This window comes from Streptomyces longispororuber (genome assembly GCF_024448165.1).
Classification (GTDB): domain Bacteria; phylum Actinomycetota; class Actinomycetes; order Streptomycetales; family Streptomycetaceae; genus Streptomyces; species Streptomyces longispororuber_A.
This window is the reverse complement of sequence record NZ_JAMOLN010000203.1, coordinates 1-18,621: the sequence shown is the minus strand read 5'-3', so window position 1 is coordinate 18,621 and position 18,621 is coordinate 1. Positions and strand designations below refer to the sequence as shown.

Below are 18,621 nucleotides of genomic sequence, written 5' to 3'. Positions count from 1 at the left end.
ACGACCTGGCCCGCGTACATGACGAGGAGCCGGTCGGAGAAGTGCGAGACGAGGGACATGTCGTGGGTGACGAACACGACGGCGAAGCCGAGGAGTTGCTGGAGTTCCTTGATCTGGACCATGAGGGAGCGCTGGGCGACGACGTCGAGGGCGGACGTCGGCTCGTCCATGACGACGAGGTCGGGGGTGAGCAGCAACGCCATCGCGATCATGGCGCGTTGACGCATCCCACCGGACAACTGGTGCGGGTAGCTGCGCAGATGGACGGCGTCGATGCCGACGAGTTCGAGGACCTCGGCGGAGCGGGCCCGGATCTCGTCGGCGGTGTACGTGCCGTGGGCGGCCATGGCGTCCTTGTACTGGGCGGCGAGGGTGGCCACCGGGTTGAGGGCGTTCATGGCGGACTGCAGGACGACGGAGAAGTCGCGCCAGCGCAGGGCGTCGAGTTCGCGTTCGGTGAGGGTGACGAGGTCGTCGCCGCGGAACCGGACGGTGCCGGAGGTGATCCGGGCGGGCGGGTTGAGCAGGCCCGCGACGGCGAACATCAGGGTGGACTTGCCGCAGCCGGACTCGCCGACGACTGCGGTGAACTCGCCTTTGTGGACGGCGAGTTCGACGTGGTCGACGGCGGTGACGGGGCCGCGCGGCGTGTCGTAGGCGACGGTGAGGTCCTGGACGTCCAGGAGCGGCCGGTCAGTCACGGCGCCTCCTCTTCACGGGGCGCAGGGCGGGGTTGCCGATCTCGTCGAAGGCGTAGTTGACGAGGGCGAAGGCGACGCCGAGGAGGGCTACGCAGAGGCCGGGGGCGATGGACCAGAGCGCGGTGCCGGTCTGCAGGGCCTGCTGGTTCTGCGCCCAGTAGAGCATCGTGCCCCAGCTCTGCGAGTTGGGGTCGCCGAGGCCGAGGAACTGGAGTCCGGCGGCGCTGAGGACCGCGTACAGGGCGGCGCCGAGGAAGTTGGCGACGATGAGCGAGGTCATGGTGGGCAGGACCTCGCGGACGATGATGTACGAGCGCCGTTCGCCGCGCACCCGGGCCGATTCGAGGAAGTCCCGGTTGCGCAGGGACAGGGCCTGGGCGCGCAGTTGGTTGGCGCCGTAGGACCAGCCGGTGAGGACGAGGACGGTGAGGATGACGGTGAGGGAGCCCTTGCCGGAGTACTTGGCGAGGATGATCACCAGGGGGAACGCCGGGATGACGAGGACGACGTTCGTGAGGAGCGAGAGCAGGTCGTCGGCGATGCCGCCCAGGTAGGCGGCGGAGACGCCGATGATCACGGAGAGGACGGTGGCGAGGGCGCCGGCCACGACCGCGATGACCAGGGATTCGCGGGTGCCGTGGACGAGTTGGGAGTAGATGTCCTGGCCGAGGGCGGTGGTGCCCAGCAGATGGGCCGTGGAGGGGTCGAGGCGTGGGGTGAAGGCGGCCTCGTCCGGGTGGTCGACCGTGGTGAACAGGCCGGGGAACGCGGCGACGACCGTGAAGACGAACAGGATCGCGGTGCCGGTGAGGGCCTTGCGGTTGCCCCTGATGGCGCGCCAGAGCCCGGCTCCGGCCCGGACGCGCGGCGCGGCCCTGCCGGGGGGCGGCGCGGTGACGGCGGTGGTCGTGGTCATCGGTGGTTCACCCCTTGGCCCTGGCGCGCGGGTCGAGCCACACCGTGGCGATGTCGACGGCCAGCAGTGCCACCAGCACGGCGACCGTGAAGAGCATGAAGAGGGCCTGCATCAGCGGGTAGTCGACGTTCTGGACGGCGTTGTAGAGGAGGTAGCCGACGCCCGGGTAGTTGAAGACGTACTCGATGAGGATGGCGCCGGAGATGACGAAGCCGAGGGACATCGCGAAGCCGGCGAGGTTGGGCAGGATCGCGTTGCGGGCGGCGTAGGCGTACATGATGCGGCGGCCGCCGAGGCCCTTGGCGCGGGCCATGCGGACGTAGTCCTCGGCGAGCGTGGTGATCATGTTGTTGCGCATGGTCAGGATCCAGCCACCGATGGTGGTGATGAGGAGCGTCGCGGCGGGCAGGACGGCGTGCGTGAGGACGCTGCCGACGAAGCCCGGGGAGAAGCCGGGCACGATCGAGGTGTCGTAGTTGAAGTTGGCGGGGAGCAGGCCGCCGGTGCCCTGCGAGAAGACGAGGATCAGCAGCAGGCCGACCCAGAAGTAGGGCAGCGCCGACGTGACGACGAAGATCGGCGGGAGGATCGCGTCGAGGGCGCCGCCGCGCCGCCAGCCCGCGATGGTGCCGATCAGCGTGCCGAGGACGAAGGCCAGGACGGTGGTGATGCCGACGAGGCCGAGGGTCCAGGGCAGGGCGCCGCCGATCAGTTTGGTGACCGGCTCGCCCAGCGTCTGGCCGATGGAGCGGCCCCAGTTGCCGGTGAACATGTGGCCCAAGTAGTCGACGTACTGGACCACGACGTTCTGGTCCGGCTTGAAGCCGAAGGAGGTCAGCATCTGTTCGAGCGCGTCCCGGGAGACCCGGCCGCGGGTGCGCACGGTGAGGGCGTCGACCGGGTCGCCCGGCATGACGCGCGGGATGAAGAAGTTCAGGGTGAGCGCCGCCCAGAGCGTGAGCAGGAAGAACCCCAGGCGGCGGAGGATGAAGCGCACGGTTCGCCCCCTACTGGGCCGACTTGGAGTACAGGTGGGTCAGCACCTGTCCGGTGTCGGGGAAGTTGTAGGCGGCGGGCTGGGCGTACGGGTTGTCCTCGGTCGGCCAGCCGGCGATGTCCTTGGTGTTGTACTGGAACCAGTCCACCGCCTCCACGACGGGGATCACCGGCACGTCGTCGATCATGTACTGGGCGACCTGCTTGACGATGTCGACCTGGTCGGTCTCGTTCGCCGACGCGTAGTCGTTCAGGAGCTGGTCGACCTTCGGGTTCTTGTAGCGCGCGAAGTTGCTGGTGGCGTTCTTGCCGAGGGGCGCGGTGTTCGCGGAGTGCAGCATCTGGCGCAGCTCGTAGTACGGGGTGGGTCCGCTGGTCTGCTGGTTGTAGTAGGCCAGGTCGTAGTCGCCGGTGTAGAGCTTGCCGATCATGGTCTGCTGGGCGAGGTCCTGGACGGTGAGGTCGATGCCGACGGCCTTGAGGTTCTGCTTGATGACCTTGAGGGAGGCGTCCCAGTCCGTGTAGCCGGTGATCGTGATGATGCTGAGCTTGAGCGGCTTGTCCGGGGTGTGGCCGAGGCCGGCCAGGAGTTTCTTGGCGCGGGCCGGGTCGGGCTTGTCGTAGCCGGCCTTCTCGACGGCGGCCTTGTCGTAGTACTTGTCGAAGGTGGGTGTGACGATGCCCGACTGGTTCGCGGCCGGTTCCTGTCCGCCGACGCCGATCTGGGAGACCTTCTCGCGGTCGATGGCGTACGAGATCGCCTGGCGGACCTTGAGGTTGCTGGTGGTCTTGTGGGACGGGTCGAGGTTCGGGTAGATGCCGACGTTCAGGACGGGTGGCGACCAGGTGTGGTTGTCGGGCGACTTGTCCAGGTAGAACTGCTGGATGCCGGGGATGAACTGGCTCCCCCACTGGGCCTTGCCGTTGGCGAGGTCGAGGTTGGCGGGGCCGTTGTCGAGGTAGGCCGGGTACTCGACCTTCTGGATGTACGGCTTGCCCTGCTGCCAGTAGTCGGGGTTCGCCTTGTACTGGATGTTGTTCGGGGTGCACGGGTCGACCTCGAACGGGCCGGTGCCGACGGGCTTCTTGTCGACCCAGGTGTCGGGCTTGCTCGCGGCATCGCCCTTGCCGAAGACGTGCTCGGGCACGATCGCGACCTGGTGGGCGAAGGCGTAGAAGTAGGGCTGGGCCGCCTTCTCGAACTTCAGGGTCACCTGATCGCCGGAGGCGGTGACCGACTGGAGTCCCGCCGTGGTCCACAGGGCGTACAGGTCGGTGGACTTGACGCGCTTCATGAGGTTGAAGGTGAAGGCGACGTCCTTCGCGGTGAACGCCTCGCCGTCGTTCCACTTCACGCCGGAGCGGATCGTGAAGTCGATCTGCGTCTTGGCCGCGTTCCACTTGTAGCTCTTGGCGAGCATCGGCGTCTCGGCCTGGTCCTTGAGGGCGTTCACGAAGATCAGGGGCTCGTAGACGAAGCCGATGGAGGTGTTGTAGACGGCCGGGTTGAACGGGTTGAAGTTGCAGGTCCAGGTCTGCCCCGCCGTGTTGGCGATGGTGACCGTGCCGCCCTTCTTCTTCGGGCCGCTGTTCTCCGTGGCGTTGGTGCCGTCGTCGGAGCTTCCCTTGTGCTTGGTCTCCGAGCAGGCCGTCGCTGCGAGGGTCAGCATGAGCGCGACGGCGAGGATGCGCGTGGGCCTCATTCCTGCCAGTCCCTTCGTGGGCCGGATCTACCGAGTCTTCTTCGGTCCTGGGCGCGCGGCCTCGACGGCCAGCGCCAGTGCCCCGAGCAGGGGCGCGTCGTACGGTTGCGCGGCGGGTACGAGCTGGGGCGGATAGGGCACGGCGGCGTCGAGGGCGGCGCGCAGCGGGTCGTGCAGCGCGGGCCAGACGCGGACCATGCCGCCGCCGACGACGATCCGCTCGGGATCGACGGCGATGGTGAGGTTGACCAGGTGGTAGGCGAGTTCCCTGGTGAACTCCGGGGTGGGGGTGCCCCGGCGCAGGGCCTTGCCGCTGACGGCCGCCTCCAGCGGGACGCGGTCGGTGCGGCCCACGTCGTCGGGCGCGCGCAGGTTGTAGCCGATCTCGCCGGAGGCGCCGTGCCGGCCGGTGAGGACGGTGCCGTGGGCGACGACGGCGACGGCGAGTCCGGTGCCGAGGTTCACGTAGAGGCCCGGGTCGCAGCCGGCGAGGGCGCCGGACGCGTTCTCGTACGCGGCCGCGGCCTTCACGTCGGTGGCGACGCGGATCGTCGACCGGGGGAACTCCCGGGCGAGTTCGCGCTCCAGGGGGAGCTCGTCCCAGCCGGGGATGTTCGGGGCGAGGGCCACGCCGTCGGGACCGGGGATGCCGATGGTCGACACCCCCACGGCGTGCGGTTCGCGGCCGGCGAGGAGGGTGCGGGCGGTCTTGAGGGTCCGCCCGAGGTCGGGGTCGGTGTCGACGGTCAGGTCGTGCAGGCGGGTGCCGTGGCGTGCGTCGGCGACGGTCAGGGCGGTCTTGGTGCCGCCGAAGTCGAGAGCGAGAACGACCGGGGCGACCGGGAGGTGTGCGTCTGGCGCTGGGGACACGAGCGGCTCCTCAGTAAAGTTACGTAACTAAACGAGGCGCTACGAGACTGTACGCGCGGCGGACGCCGCGCGTAAGTCCCTGTGTCCATAAGGAAGTTGACCGTGCGTCGGTCAGCCGGTGAAGCCGGCGGTGATCTTCGTGAACTGCCAGGTGTCCTGGCTGATGCCGGAGCAGTTCTCGGCGACGCCGCCGCCCGCGCAGGGCCGGTCGCGGTTGACCGACCAGAAGGCGAGCCGGGCGAGGTGCTTGCTGTTGGCCCAGTCCTTGATCTGGGTCCAGATGGCGGGCGTGGTGGTCTCCTGCTGGTCGCTGAGGCCGTTCATGCCGGAGATGCCCATGTGGGCGTAGGCGGTGGCGTCGTCCCAGCCGTAGACCGACTTGAGCTTGGTCTTCAGGCCCTCCGAGGCGTTGACGGTGTTGCCGTACATGTCGGAGCCGCCGCCGAAGTCGAACGGCATGATGGTGAAGACGTCGATGTTCGCGTTCAGCGCCTTCGACTGCTCGATGAGGCGGTTGCCGTAGTAGGTCGGTCCTGTGGTGGACGTCCCGAAGGTGAGGATGGTCCGCAGGCCGGGGTTGTTGGCCTTGACGATCTTCAGGGCGTTCAGGATCCGGTCCTGGACGGCGGTGTTCTCGAACTCGTCGCTGTTCTCGATGTCGACGTCGATCGCCTTCAGGCCGTACGCGTCGATGACCTTCTGGTACGCGCCGGCGAGGGCTTCGGGGGTGGAGCAGTTGGGGCCGAGCTTGTTGCCGCTCCAGCCGCCGATCGAGGGGACGATGTCACCGCCCGCGGAGCGGATGGCGTTGATGGCGGTCTGGTCCTGGCCGCCGGTGAGCGGGCGCTGGCCGTCCCAGGCCGGGTTGCAGCCGCCGGAGGAGAGGATGAACGCCATCGTGAACCACTTGACGCCGGTGGCGTTCATGACGGTGGTCGGGCTCGGCGGGTCGCCCCAGCCGGTGTAGAGGTAGGGCGCCGCCTGCTTGAAGCCGGTGCCGCCGGAGCCCGCTTCCGTGGTGACGGAGACGGCGTTGGAGGCTGGCGAGCTGTTCCCTGCCGCGTCGTGCGCCTTGACGGTGAAGGAGTACGCGGTGGACGGGGTGAGGCCGGAGACGGTGGCGGAGGTCCCGCTCACCGTGAGGAGCTTGTTGCTGCCGCCGCTGTAGACGTCGTAGCCGGTGACGCCGACGTTGTCGCTCGCGGCGCCCCAGGACAGGGAGACGCTGCTGGACGTCTTCCCGGTGGAGGTGAGGCCGGTCGGGGCGGTCGGGGCCTGGGTGTCGCCGGGGTTGCCGCCCGGTCCGTCGAGGCTGAGGTCGTCCGCGTAGTAGGTGCCCTGCGCGTACCAGCCCTGGGTGTAGACCGTGGCGCTGGTCTGGCTCGCGCCGGTGGTGAACTGCACCGTCAGCTGGCTGTACGCGGACGGGGACTGGGTCCAGGTCGAGGCGCCGCCGTCGACGCCGAGGTAGACGTAGTTGCCGCGCACCCAGCCGGAGAGCGTGTACGCGGTGTTCGGCTGGACGGCGACGGTCCTGCTGCACTTGGCGTTGTCGCTCGACGTGGCCGCTCCGGCCAGGGCCTTGGACCCGCCGTGCACGGGGCCGGCGACCACGGAGCCGAGGTTGCCCGAGCAGCTCCAGGCGCCCAGCGAGCCGGACTCGAAGCCGGGGTCGGACAGGACGTTGGCCGCCTGGGCGGTGCCGGGCAGGGCGACCGCGCCGGCGAGGGCGAGCGCGGCGGCGCCGAGGAGAGCGATCAGGCGGGGTCTTCCATGACGTCCGGTGCGGCGTTGCGTTCGGTGTGGGGACACGCGAACTCCCTCTGTTCTAGGGGGGTTTGGGGATTCTGGGGACGTGCGCGAACCGTGTCGTTCCTGTGGCTCTCATAAGTTGGTATGGACCAATGCGGTTGTCAAGGTGGTGCGCGGGACCGCACGACGAACGGCGCCCCGCCACCCCTCGGTGCGAGGGGTGGCGGGGCGCCGTGTGCGTCGGCCGTGGTGGGTACCGGGCCGCGCGGAGCTACTTCTTCTCGACCGCGTGGCCGCCGAACTGGTTGCGCAGCGCCGCGATCATCTTCATCTGCGGCGAGTCGTCCTGGCGGGACGAGAAGCGGGCGAAGAGGGACGCGGTGATCGCGGGCAGCGGGACGGAGTGGTCGATGGCGGCCTCCACCGTCCAGCGGCCCTCGCCCGAGTCCTGCGCGAAGCCGCGCAGTTGCTCCAGGTGCTCGTCGTCGTCCAGGGCGTTGACCGCGAGGTCGAGCAGCCAGGAGCGGATGACGGTGCCCTCCTGCCAGGAGCGGAAGACCTCGCGGACGTCCGTGACGGAGTCGGCGGCCTCCAGCAGCTCCCAGCCCTCGGCGTAGGCCTGCATCATGGCGTACTCGATGCCGTTGTGGACCATCTTGGAGAAGTGGCCGGCGCCGACCTTGCCCGCGTGGACGTAGCCGTAGTCACCCTCGGGCTTGAGGGCGTCGAAGACCGGCTTCACCTTCGCGACGTTCTCGTCGGAGCCGCCGACCATCAGGGCGTAGCCGTTCTGCAGGCCCCACACACCGCCGGAGACACCGGCGTCGACGAAGCCGATGCCCTTGGCGGCGAGCTCCTCGGCGTGCTTCTCGTCGTCCGTCCAGCGGGAGTTGCCGCCGTCGACGACGATGTCGCCCTCGGCGAGCAGGTCCTTCAGCTCGTCGACGGTCGACTGGGTCGCGGCGCCGGCCGGCACCATCACCCAGACCACGCGCGGGCCTTCGAGCTTCTCGACGAGCTCGCTCAGGGACGCGACGTCCGAGACCTCGGGGTTGCGGTCGTAACCGATGACGTCGTGGCCGGCGCGGCGGATGCGCTCGCGCATGTTGCCGCCCATCTTGCCGAGGCCGATGAGTCCAAGCTGCATGTCAGTTCACTTACCTTCGTGGATCACTTCGTGGATCTCTGCGTGGATCTTGAAACGTCAGGCGGTACGGCCGCGCAGCGCGCGGTATGTGGCGACGAGGGACTTGGTCGACTCGTCCAGGCCCGGGACGTCGGTGCCTTCGGTGAGGGCGGGTTCGACGCGCTTGGCGAGGACCTTGCCGAGCTCGACGCCCCACTGGTCGAAGGAGTCGATGTTCCAGACGGCGCCCTGGACGAACACCTTCTGCTCGTAGAGGGCGATGAGCTGGCCGAGGACCGACGGGGTCAGTTCCTTCGCCAGGATCGTCGTCGTGGGGTGGTTGCCCTTGAACGTCTTGTGCGGCACCAGGTCCTCGGCGACGCCCTCCGCGCGCACCTCGTCGGGCGTCTTGCCGAACGCGAGCGCCTGGCCCTGGGCGAACAGGTTGGCCATCAGCAGGTCGTGCTGGTCCTTGAGGTCGTCCCCGAGCTCGTCGACCGGGTTCGCGAAGCCGATCAGGTCCGCCGGGATCAGCTTCGTGCCCTGGTGGATGAGCTGGTAGTAGGCGTGCTGGCCGTTGGTGCCGGGCGTGCCCCACACCACCGGGCCGGTCTGCCACTCCACGCCCCGGCCCTCGCGGTCCACGGACTTGCCGTTGGACTCCATGTCGAGCTGCTGGAGGTACGCGGTGAACTTGGAGAGGTAGTGCGAGTACGGCAGCACCGCGTGCGACTGGGCACCGTGGAAGTTGCCGTACCAGATGCCGAGCAGACCGAGCAGGAGCGGGGCGTTGGCCTCGGCCGGCGCCGTCCTGAAATGCTCGTCGACCAGCCGGAAGCCGTCGAGGAGCGCACGGAAGTGGTCCGGGCCGATGGCGATCATCAGCGACAGGCCGATGGCCGAGTCGAAGGAGTAGCGGCCGCCGACCCAGTCCCAGAACTCGAACATGTTGGCCGTGTCGATGCCGAAGTCCGACACCTTCTCGGCGTTGGTCGACAGGGCGACGAAGTGCTTGGCGACCGCGGACTCGTCACCGCCGAGTCCGGCGAGCAGCCAGGTACGGGCCGCCGTGGCGTTGGTGATCGTCTCGATGGTGGTGAACGTCTTCGAGGCGATGACGAAGAGCGTCTCGGCCGGGTCGAGGTCGCGGACGGCCTCGTGCAGGTCGGCGCCGTCCACGTTCGACACGAACCGGAACGTCAACTCCCGTGCGGTGTACGGGCGGAGGGCCTCGTACGCCATGGCGGGGCCGAGGTCGGAGCCGCCGATGCCGACGTTCACGACGTTCTTGATGCGCCGGCCGGTGTGGCCGGTCCACTCGCCCGAGCGGACCCGGTCCGCGAAGCCGGCCATCCGGTCGAGGACGGCGTGCACCTTCGGTACGACGTTCTCGCCGTCGACCTCGACGACCGCGTCGGCCGGGGCGCGCAGCGCCGTGTGCAGCACGGCCCGGTCCTCGGTCGTGTTGATCTTCTCGCCGCGGAACATGGCGTCGCGCTGCCCGAACACGTCGGTGGCGGCGGCCAGTTCCTGGAGGAGGGCGAGCGTCTCGTCGGTGACCAGGTGCTTCGCGTAGTCGATGTGCAGGTCGCCGACCTGGACGGTGTAGCGCTGGGCGCGTCCCGGGTCGGTGGCGAACAGGTCGCGCAGGTGCGTGCCGTTGAACTTCGCGCGGTGGTCCTCCAGGGCGGTCCACTGCGGGCGGCGCGTCAACAGAGGTGCGTTCTCAGGCATGTTGAACAGACTCCTTGGAGTCGACGGGCCCGGCCTGCAGCGCGACGGCGTACATCTCGTCGGCGTCGAGGCGGCGGAGCTCTTCGGCGATCAGCTCGGCGGTCGAGCGGACCTTCAGGGCGAGGGTGCGCTCGGGCTGGCCGGGCAGCGACAGGGTGGCGAGCGGGCCGTCGGGGCGGTCGATGCGGATCTCGCCGTTCGGCGTGCCCAGGCGGACCGCGGTGACGACGGGCCCGTCGGTCGTGACGCGCTCGACCGGGACGCCGAGGCGGGCGCCGAGCCAGCGCGCGAGCAGTTCGGCGCTGGGGTTCTCGGCCTCGGACTCGACGGCCGCGGAGACGATGTCGGTGCGGGCCTGGTCGAGGGCGGCGGCCAGCATGGAGCGCCACGGGGTGAGCCGGGTCCAGGCCAGGTCGGTGTCGCCCGGGGCGTAGGACGCGGCACGCCGGTCGACGGCGTCCAGGGCGTCCTCGTCGGCGTACAGGTCGGTGATCCGGCGGGCGGCGAGCGCGCCCAGCGGGTCCTTGGAGGGCTCGTCGGGGGCGTCGGCCGGCCACCACACGACGACCGGGGCGTCGGGCAGCAGCAGCGGCAGCACGACCGAGTCGGCGTGCCGGCTCACCTCGCCGTACAGACGCAGGATCACGGTCTCGCCGGTGCCCGCGTCGGAGCCGACCCGGACCTCGGCGTCGAGCCGGTTGCCCTGCCGGTCGCGCGGCGTGCGGGCGGTGCGCTTGATCACGACGAGGGTGCGCGACGGGTGCTCGCGGGACGCCTCCTCGGCGGCCTTGATCGAGTCGTACGCGTTCTCCTCGTCGGTGACGATGACCATCGTCAGGACCATGCCCACCGCGGGCGTCCCGATGGCCCTGCGCCCTTGCACGAGCGCCTTGTTGACCTTGCTTGCCGTGGTGTCGGTGAGGTCGATCTTCATGGCCTGCGCCAGCTCCGTCCGTCTCGTGCGAGCATCTCGTCCGCTTCCTCGGGGCCCCAGCTGCCCGATGCGTACCGGGCGGGCTTGCCGTGGCCGTCCCAGTGCGCCTCGATGGGGTCGAGGATGCGCCAGGACTCCTCGACCTCCTCCGTGCGCGGGAAGAGGTTCGCGTCGCCGAGAAGCACGTCCAGGATGAGACGTTCGTACGCCTCGGGGCTGGACTCCGTGAACGACTCGCCGTACGCGAAGTCCATGGACACGTCGCGGATCTCCATCGACGTACCCGGGACCTTGGATCCGAAGCGTACGGTCATGCCCTCGTCGGGCTGTACGCGGATGACGATCGCGTTCTGGCCGAGTTCCTCGGTGGCGGTGGAGTCGAACGGGGAGTGCGGGGCGCGCTGGAAGACGACCGCGATCTCGGTGACGCGACGGCCCAGGCGCTTGCCGGTGCGCAGGTAGAACGGGACGCCCGCCCAGCGGCGGTTGTCGATCTCCAGCTTCACGGCGGCGTAGGTGTCGGTCTTCGACTTGGGGTCGATGCCGTCTTCCTGGAGGTAGCCCTTGACCTTCTCGCCGCCCTGCCAGCCCGCCGCGTACTGCGCGCGGACCGTGGACTTCTCCAGGTCGGCGGGGAGCCGGACGGACTTGAGGACCTTGAGCTTCTCCGTCACCAGCGACTCGGCGTCGAACGAGGCCGGTTCCTCCATGGCGGTCAGCGCCATCAGCTGGAGGAGGTGGTTCTGGATGACGTCGCGGGCGGCGCCAATGCCGTCGTAGTAGCCGGCGCGGCCGCCGATGCCGATGTCCTCGGCCATCGTGATCTGGACGTGGTCGACGTACGACCGGTTCCAGATCGGCTCGTACATCTGGTTGGCGAAGCGGAGCGCCAGGATGTTCTGGACGGTCTCCTTGCCGAGGTAGTGGTCGATGCGGAAGACCTGCTCGGGCGCGAAGACGTCGTGCACGATCGCGTTCAGGTCGCGCGCCGACTCGATGTCGTGGCCGAACGGCTTCTCGATGACGGCACGCCGCCAGGAACCCTGCGGCGCGTCCGCCAGGCCGTGCTTCTTGAGCTGCTGCACGACCTTCGGGAAGAACTTCGGCGGGACCGAGAGGTAGAAGGCGTAGTTGCCGCTGGTGCCGCGCTTCTCGTCCAGCTCGTCGACGGCCGCGCGCAGCTGCTTGAACGCGGTGTCGTCGTCGAAGTCGCCGGGGATGAAGCGCATGCCCTCGGCGAGCTGCGTCCAGACCTCCTCACGGAAGGGGGTGCGGGCGTGCTCCTTGACCGAGTCGTGGACGACCTGGGCGAAGTCCTGGTCCTCCCACTCGCGGCGGGCGAAGCCGAGGAGCGAGAAGCCCGGCGGCAGCAGACCCCGGTTGGCGAGGTCGTAGACGGCCGGCATCAGCTTCTTGCGGGACAGGTCGCCCGTGACGCCGAAGATGACGAGCCCGGAGGGGCCCGCGACGCGCGGCAGGCGGCGGTCGCGGGGGTCCCTCAGCGGGTTCTGCCAAGCGGTGACGCTCACTTGGACTCAGCCCCCTGGAGGCGGTTCGTGACGGTGCCGAGCAGGTCGTTCCAGGCGATCTCGAACTTGTCGACGGCCTCGTCCTCGAGCTGCTGGACGACCTCGTCGTAGGAGATGCCGAGCTTCTCGACGGCGGCGATCTCGGCGCGCGAGGCGTCGTAGGTGCCGCTGACCGAGTCGCCGTGGATGTCGCCGTGGTCGGCGGTGGCCCGCAGGGTTCCTTCCGGCATGGTGTTCACGGTGCCGGGGGCGACCAGCTCGTCGACGTACAGGGTGTCCTTGTACGCGGGGTCCTTGACGCCGGTCGAGGCCCACAGCGGGCGCTGCTTGTTGGCGCCGGCGGCCTCCAGGGTCGCGGCCCGCTCGGTGGCGAAGACCTGCTCGTAGGCCTCGTAGGCGAGCCGGGCGTTGGCGAGCGCCGCCTTGCCCTTGAGGGCGAGCGCCTCGTCCGTGCCGATCTTGCCGAGGCGCTTGTCGATCTCGGCGTCGACGCGCGACACGAAGAAGGACGCGACGGAGTGGATCGTGGCGAGGTCGATGCCGCGCTCGTGCGCCTTCTCCAGACCCGCGAGGTAGGCGTCCATGACGGCCTTGTAGCGGTCGAGGGAGAAGATCAGCGTGACGTTGACCGAGATGCCGAGGCCGATGACCTCGGTGATGGCCGGGAGGCCCGCGAGGGTCGCCGGAATCTTGATCATGACGTTCGGACGGTCGACGAGCCAGGCCAGCTGCTTGGCCTCGGCGATCGTGGCCGCGGTCTCGTGGGCCAGGCGCGGGTCGACCTCGATGGAGACGCGGCCGTCGCGGCCCTGCGTCGCGTCGTACACCGGGCGCAGGATGTCGGCGGCGGCGCGGACGTCGGCCGTGGTCATCATGCGGACGGCCTCGTCGACGGTGACCTTGCGGACGGCCAGGTCGGCGAGCTGCTCCTCGTAGCCCTCGCCGGAGCCGATGGCGGCCTGGAAGATCGAGGGGTTCGTGGTGACGCCCACGACGTGGCTGTTCTCGACGATCTCGGCGAGGTTGCCGGACTCGATGCGCGTGCGGGACAGGTCGTCCAGCCAGATGGAGACGCCTTCGTCGGAGAGGGCCTTGAGGGGCGACGAGGTGCTGGCGTTGCTCATGGTGTTCTTCATCTTCTTTCGTGCGTACGTGACGCGTGCTGACTGCGGAGGGATCAGGCGCGGGCGGCGGCCACGGACTCCCGGGCCTTGGCGGCGACGTTCTCAGCGGTGAAGCCGAACTCCTCGAAGAGGACGTTCGCGTCGGCGGAGGCGCCGAAGTGCTCCAGGGAGACGATGCGTCCTGCGTCGCCGACGTAGCGGTACCAGGTGAGGCCGATGCCGGCCTCGACGGCGACGCGGGCCTTGACGGCCGGCGGCAGGACGGAGTCCTTGTAGGCCTGGTCCTGCTCCTCGAACCACTCGACGGACGGCATCGACACGACGCGGGTCGCGATGCCCTCGGCCTCCAGGGTCTCGCGCGCGGCGACGGCGAGCTGCACCTCGGAGCCGGTGGCGATCAGGACGACGTCCGGGGTCCGGTCCGACGCCTCGACGAGGACGTAACCACCCTTGGCGGCGAGCTCGTTGGCCTCGTACGTCGGCACGCCCTGGCGGGTCAGGGCCAGGCCGTGCGGGGCCGGCTTGACCGAGCCGCGGCGCAGGATCTCGCGCCAGGCGACGGCCGTCTCGTTGGCGTCGGCCGGGCGGACGACGTTCAGGCCGGGGATGGCGCGCAGCGAGGCGAGGTGCTCGACGGGCTGGTGGGTCGGGCCGTCCTCGCCCAGACCGACGGAGTCGTGGGTCCAGACGTACGTCACCGGGAGCTGCATGAGGGCCGACATGCGGACGGCGTTGCGCATGTAGTCGGAGAACACGAGGAACGTGCCGCCGTAGATGCGGGTGTTGCCGTGCAGCGCGATGCCGTTCATCTCGGCGGCCATCGAGAACTCGCGGATGCCGAAGTGGACGGTGCGGCCGTAGGGGTCGGCCTCGGGCAGCGGGTTGCCCTTCGGCAGGAACGAGGAGTTCTTGTCGATGGTGGTGTTGTTCGAGCCGGCGAGGTCGGCGGAACCGCCCCACAGCTCGGGCAGGACCGGGCCGAGGGCCTGGAGGACCTTGCCGGACGCGGCGCGGGTGGCGAGCTTGGCGCCGGTCTCGAAGGCGGGCAGCGCCTGCTCCCAGCCCTCGGGGAGGCGGCCGGCGACGATGCGGTCGAGCAGCTTGGAGCGCTCGGGGTTGTCGGTGCGCCAGGCGCCGAGCTGCTTGTCCCAGGCGGCGTGCGCCTCGGCGCCGCGGTCCAGCGCCTTGCGGGTGTGCGCGATGACGTCGTCCTCGACGATGAAGGACTGCTCGGGGTCGAAGCCGAGGACGCGCTTGGTGGCGGCGATCTCGTCGGCGCCGAGCGCCGAGCCGTGCGACGCCTCGGTGTTCTGGGCGGTCGGCGCGGGCCAGGCGATGATCGTGCGCATCGCGATGATGGACGGGCGCCCGGTCTCGGCCTTGGCGGCGGCGAGCGCCTCGTGCAGGGCCTTGGCGTCGACGTTGCCGTCGGCCTGCGGCTCGATGCGCTGCACGTGCCAGCCGTACGCCTCGTAGCGTCCGAGGACGTCCTCGGAGAACGCGGTCGCGGTGTCGCCCTCGATGGAGATGTGGTTGTCGTCGTAGACGAAGACGAGGTTGCCGAGCTTCTGGTGTCCCGCGAGGGAGCTGGCCTCGGCGGAGACGCCCTCCTCCAGGTCGCCGTCGGAGACGATCGCCCAGATGGTGTGGTCGAAGGGGGAGGTGCCCTCGGGGGCCTCCGGGTCGAACAGGCCGCGCTCGTAGCGGGCGGCCATCGCCATGCCCACCGCGTTGGCGACGCCCTGGCCGAGCGGACCGGTGGTGGTCTCTACGCCGGCGGTGTGGCCGTACTCCGGGTGGCCGGGCGTCTTCGAGCCCTGCGTGCGGAACGCCTTCAGGTCGTCCAGCTCCAGCTCGTAGCCGGAGAGGAAGAGCTGCGTGTAGAGGGTGAGGCTGGTGTGGCCGGGCGACAGGACGAAGCGGTCGCGGCCGGTCCACTCCGGGTCGGCCGGGTCGTGGCGCATGACCTTCTGGAAGAGGGTGTACGCGGCCGGGGCCAGGCTCATCGCGGTGCCGGGGTGGCCGTTGCCGACCTTCTGCACGGCGTCGGCGGCCAGCAGCCGGGCGGTGTCGACGGCACGCTGGTCGAGGTCGGTCCACTCGAAGGGAGCCTCGAAGGGGTCGAGGCCGTTCGGTGTCTGCGTGCTCATCTGTCTGACTTCCTTCGCATCCGTTGTCCTGCCGATGTGCCCAAAGGCATCGCCCTACAGGGACCAAAGCCCCTGGTCGAACTACCTACGAACTTAAAGGTCATACTTTTGGAGAGGTAGGTGCGCCCGTGCCAGCGTTCGGTGAAAATGAGACACCTACAGGAGTTGAAGCCAAGGAAAGTCGATGACGGAGCAGGACCCCGCGCAGACGAGCGCACATCTGGGAGCGACCCCCGCGGATCGAGCGCACATCCGCACGTATCCCTTCGACCCGAGCGCGAGCGTCTCCGGGGTGGGGATGCAGGTCGGGCCGATGGGGACCGACGGTCCGTGGGCGGGCGGCGTGGGCCTCTCGCGCCGGGTGCACCGCATCGACTTCCACGTCCTGCTGTTCTTCCGCGAGGGCCCGGTCCACCACATGATCGACTTCGCGGAGTACGAGGTCGGGGCCGGCGACGTGCTGTGGATCCGGCCCGGCCAGGTGCACGGCTTCTCGACGACGGAGCAGTACGTGGGCACGGCGCTGACCATGCAGCCCGGTTTCCTGCCGCGCGCCATCGTCGAGGCGACCGGCCTGTACCGCTACGACCGGCCGCCGCTGCTCCACCCGGACCCGGACCAACTCGCCGCGCTGGAGAGCTCCCTGGAGCAGCTGCAGCGCGAGTACCTGGACACCTCGACGCTGCCGCTGAGCCTGCACACGTCCGTCCTGCGGCACTCCCTGACGGCGTTCATGCTGCGGGTGGCGCACGTGTCGGCGCAGGCGGCGGCCGACGAGTGCAGGCCGCAGCCCGACACGACGTTCAGCCGGTTCCGCACGGCGGTCGAGCAGGGCTTCACGACGAACCACAGCGTGAGTGCGTACGCCGACGAGCTCGGCTACTCCCGGCGCACGCTGGTCCGCGCCGTGCGCGCCGCAACCGGCCAGACCCCGAAGGCGTTCATCGACCGGCGGGTGGTCCTGGAGGCCAAGCGGCTGCTCGCGCACACGGAGCTGCCGGTGGGCCGGATCGGGGTGGCGGTCGGCTTCGGCGACTCGGCGAACTTCTCGAAGTACTTCCTCCAGCACACGGGCGTGACACCGGCCGCGTTCCGGGCCGAGCAGGTCTGAGCGCATCCCTGCGCCCTGCGTAAAGAGTTACGAAAGGACGGTAAACGTAAGGGAGTCGACCGGACGCCCGGCCCGGCGATCGGTCACTCTGCATGAGCACGACGGGTCGACCCTGACCCTGTCGCCCGCCGTGCCCCGGATCGCGGCCGTCGGCCCGGGCGCCGCCGCAGGGCGCGGCCACTGGATAGGGTCGGCGCCATGCCACACCCGACCACCCCCACCACCTGCGCCTGCGGCCTGCCGCGGGCCTACGAGGACTGCTGCGGCCGCTACCACTCCGGCAGCGCCGCCGCCCCCACCGCCGAGGCCCTGATGCGCTCCCGGTACTGCGCCTTCACCCGGCGCGACGCCGGGTACCTGCTGCGCACCTGGCACCCGGACACCCGGCCGCCCGGCATCGACTTCGATCCGGCGCTGAGCTGGACCGGTCTGGAGATCCAGGAGACGACCGAGGGCTCGGCGTTCCACCAGAAGGGCACGGTCACGTTCCGCGCCCGCTACCGGGACGGCGGCCGGGCGGGCGCGCTGCACGAGCGGAGCCGGTTCGTGCGGGTGGCCGGAGCCTGGGTGTACGTCGACGGCGACTTCATCGAGTAGGCCCTGACGCCCGGTCAGCGCCCGTGGCGCGCAAGGGAGTTCAGGGCGCGAGGATGTCCAGCTCCTGGAGCGCGCCCACCGCGATCTCGCGCGTGAGCGCCTCCGCGCGCTCCGCGTTCCCCTCCCGCACCGCCTCCGCGACCTGGACGTGCAGGGTGACCGCCGCCGGGTCCGGGTCCTCGAACATGACCTGGTGGTGGGTGCGGCCCGACAGCACCTCGGCCACCAGGTCGCCGAGGTGGGCGAACATCTCGTTGCCCGACGCGGTCAGCACGACGCGGTGGAACTCGATGTCGTGGACGAGGTACGCCTCCAGCTGGTTGCCGCGCGACGTGGCGACCATGCCGAGCGCGCACTCGGTGAGTTCCGCGCACTGCCCGGCCGTCGCGTAGCGCGCGGCGAGGCCCGCGGCGACCGGCTCGACCGCCGACCGCAGAACCGTGAGCGAGCGCAGCTGGCGCGGCCGGTCGGCCCCGGCGAGACGCCAGCGGATGACCCGCGGGTCATAGACGTTCCACTCCTCGGCGGGCCGTACGGTCACGCCGACGCGGCGCCGCGACACCACCAGGTTCATGGATTCCAGGACGCGCACCGCCTCGCGCATCACCGAGCGCGACACCTCGTAGTGCTGGGCGAGCTCGTCCGTGCGCAGGACGCTGCCCGCGGGGTACTCACCCGCGGTGATGGCGGGACCGAGGCTGTCCAATACGCGGGCGTGCAGTCCCCGGTCCTGTGTGGTCATGGGCTCAGCCTACGGGGAGGCAGGGAGAGGGCCGGGCGAGGACCAGGCGGAATAAAAAGTCTGACTTGTATGTCACAGGGTCTTGAATTAGTCAGACCTTTTAGGTTTCAGTGACGTGACACAGCGATGTCGATGAAGACAGCGAGGCAGTACGCGATGAGCACCCCCCACGTCGTCGTGGTCATGGGCGTTGCAGGTACCGGCAAGACGACGATCGGTCCCCTGCTCGCCGACCGGCTGGGCGTTCCCTACGCCGAGGGCGACGACTTCCACCCCGAGGCCAACATCGAGAAGATGTCGGCCGGCACCCCGCTCACGGACGAGGACCGCTGGCCCTGGCTGGACGCCATCGGCCGCTGGGCCCACGGCCGTGCCGGACTCGGCGGTGTGGTCAGCAGCTCCGCCCTCAAGCGCAGCTACCGCGACCGGCTCCGCGCCGCCGCCCCCGGTGTCGTCTTCGTGCACCTGACCGGTGACCGCAAGCTCATCGAGGACCGCATGTCCCATCGGCAGGGCCACTTCATGCCCACCGCGCTGCTCGACTCCCAGTTCGCCACGCTCCAGCCGCTCGCGGCGGACGAGGCGGGCGTCGACGTCGACGTGGCGGGTTCGCCGGAGGAGATCACGGACCGGGCC

At 69.8% G+C, this 18,621-nt stretch carries 16 protein-coding genes; 3 read left to right on the top strand and 13 right to left on the bottom strand.

All coding sequences use genetic code 11. The features are described from left to right. From M4J07_RS38460 to tkt, 12 genes are all read right to left on the bottom strand, one after another. Nucleotides 1–701: ABC transporter ATP-binding protein (locus M4J07_RS38460; protein ID WP_255980090.1), on the bottom strand; the 701-nt coding region annotated here is incomplete at its 3' end. After that, a complete protein-coding gene (locus M4J07_RS38455) occupies nucleotides 694–1,617 on the bottom strand; it encodes an ABC transporter permease (RefSeq protein WP_255980088.1) in 924 nt (307 codons plus the stop codon). The genes M4J07_RS38455 and M4J07_RS38460, both read right to left, overlap by 8 nt. A gap of 7 nt (nucleotides 1,618–1,624) precedes the next feature. Beyond that, nucleotides 1,625–2,614 carry an ABC transporter permease gene (locus M4J07_RS38450; RefSeq protein ID WP_255980086.1) on the bottom strand — a complete coding sequence of 330 codons (990 nt, stop codon included), beginning with the start codon at nucleotides 2,612–2,614 and terminating at the stop codon, nucleotides 1,625–1,627. A 10-nt stretch (nucleotides 2,615–2,624) separates the two neighbouring features. Next, complete coding sequence (locus tag M4J07_RS38445) at nucleotides 2,625–4,316, bottom strand: ABC transporter substrate-binding protein (RefSeq protein ID WP_255980084.1); 1,692 nt, start codon at nucleotides 4,314–4,316, stop codon at nucleotides 2,625–2,627. A gap of 27 nt (nucleotides 4,317–4,343) precedes the next feature. Continuing rightward, entirely contained in the window at nucleotides 4,344–5,186 is an 843-nt protein-coding gene (locus M4J07_RS38440; RefSeq protein ID WP_255980082.1) for an ROK family protein, read from the bottom strand. Between the two features lie 111 nt (nucleotides 5,187–5,297). Beyond that, nucleotides 5,298–6,998: a fibronectin type III domain-containing protein gene (locus tag M4J07_RS38435; protein WP_255980080.1), complete on the bottom strand. Its 1,701-nt coding sequence runs from the start codon at nucleotides 6,996–6,998 to the stop codon at nucleotides 5,298–5,300. A gap of 211 nt (nucleotides 6,999–7,209) precedes the next feature. Then, a complete protein-coding gene (gnd, locus tag M4J07_RS38430; protein ID WP_255980079.1) occupies nucleotides 7,210–8,085 on the bottom strand; it encodes a phosphogluconate dehydrogenase (NAD(+)-dependent, decarboxylating) in 876 nt (291 codons plus the stop codon). 57 nt (nucleotides 8,086–8,142) lie between these two features. Further along, entirely contained in the window at nucleotides 8,143–9,798 is a 1,656-nt protein-coding gene (pgi, locus tag M4J07_RS38425) for a glucose-6-phosphate isomerase (protein WP_255980077.1), read from the bottom strand. Beyond that, complete coding sequence (opcA, locus tag M4J07_RS38420; protein ID WP_255980075.1) at nucleotides 9,791–10,732, bottom strand: glucose-6-phosphate dehydrogenase assembly protein OpcA; 942 nt, start codon at nucleotides 10,730–10,732, stop codon at nucleotides 9,791–9,793. The genes pgi and opcA overlap by 8 nt, the downstream gene beginning before the upstream one ends. Further along, a complete protein-coding gene (gene zwf, locus M4J07_RS38415) occupies nucleotides 10,729–12,261 on the bottom strand; it encodes a glucose-6-phosphate dehydrogenase (protein ID WP_255980073.1) in 1,533 nt (510 codons plus the stop codon). The genes opcA and zwf overlap by 4 nt, the downstream gene beginning before the upstream one ends. Continuing rightward, entirely contained in the window at nucleotides 12,258–13,385 is a 1,128-nt protein-coding gene (gene tal, locus M4J07_RS38410) for a transaldolase (protein ID WP_255980071.1), read from the bottom strand. The genes zwf and tal overlap by 4 nt, the downstream gene beginning before the upstream one ends. A gap of 53 nt (nucleotides 13,386–13,438) precedes the next feature. Further along, complete coding sequence (tkt, locus tag M4J07_RS38405; RefSeq protein ID WP_255980069.1) at nucleotides 13,439–15,535, bottom strand: transketolase; 2,097 nt, start codon at nucleotides 15,533–15,535, stop codon at nucleotides 13,439–13,441. 184 nt (nucleotides 15,536–15,719) lie between these two features. Here tkt and M4J07_RS38400 point away from each other — a divergent pair, with 184 nt between their 5' ends. Together M4J07_RS38400 and M4J07_RS38395 are read left to right on the top strand one after the other, a co-directional pair. Continuing rightward, nucleotides 15,720–16,646: a helix-turn-helix domain-containing protein gene (locus M4J07_RS38400; RefSeq protein WP_255980067.1), complete on the top strand. Its 927-nt coding sequence runs from the start codon at nucleotides 15,720–15,722 to the stop codon at nucleotides 16,644–16,646. Between the two features lie 198 nt (nucleotides 16,647–16,844). Then, on the top strand, nucleotides 16,845–17,243 hold the full coding sequence (locus M4J07_RS38395; RefSeq protein ID WP_255980065.1) for a YchJ family protein: 399 nt from the start codon (nucleotides 16,845–16,847) through the stop codon (nucleotides 17,241–17,243). Between the two features lie 40 nt (nucleotides 17,244–17,283). On the opposite strand, the gene M4J07_RS38390 is transcribed toward M4J07_RS38395, so the two are convergent. Continuing rightward, nucleotides 17,284–17,985 (bottom strand): FadR/GntR family transcriptional regulator, encoded by a 702-nt coding sequence (locus M4J07_RS38390; protein ID WP_255980063.1) that lies wholly within the window; start codon nucleotides 17,983–17,985, stop codon nucleotides 17,284–17,286. 156 nt (nucleotides 17,986–18,141) lie between these two features. Here M4J07_RS38390 and M4J07_RS38385 point away from each other — a divergent pair. Beyond that, nucleotides 18,142–18,621 (top strand): gluconokinase (locus M4J07_RS38385; protein ID WP_255980061.1); only part of this gene is annotated, 480 nt, incomplete at its 3' end.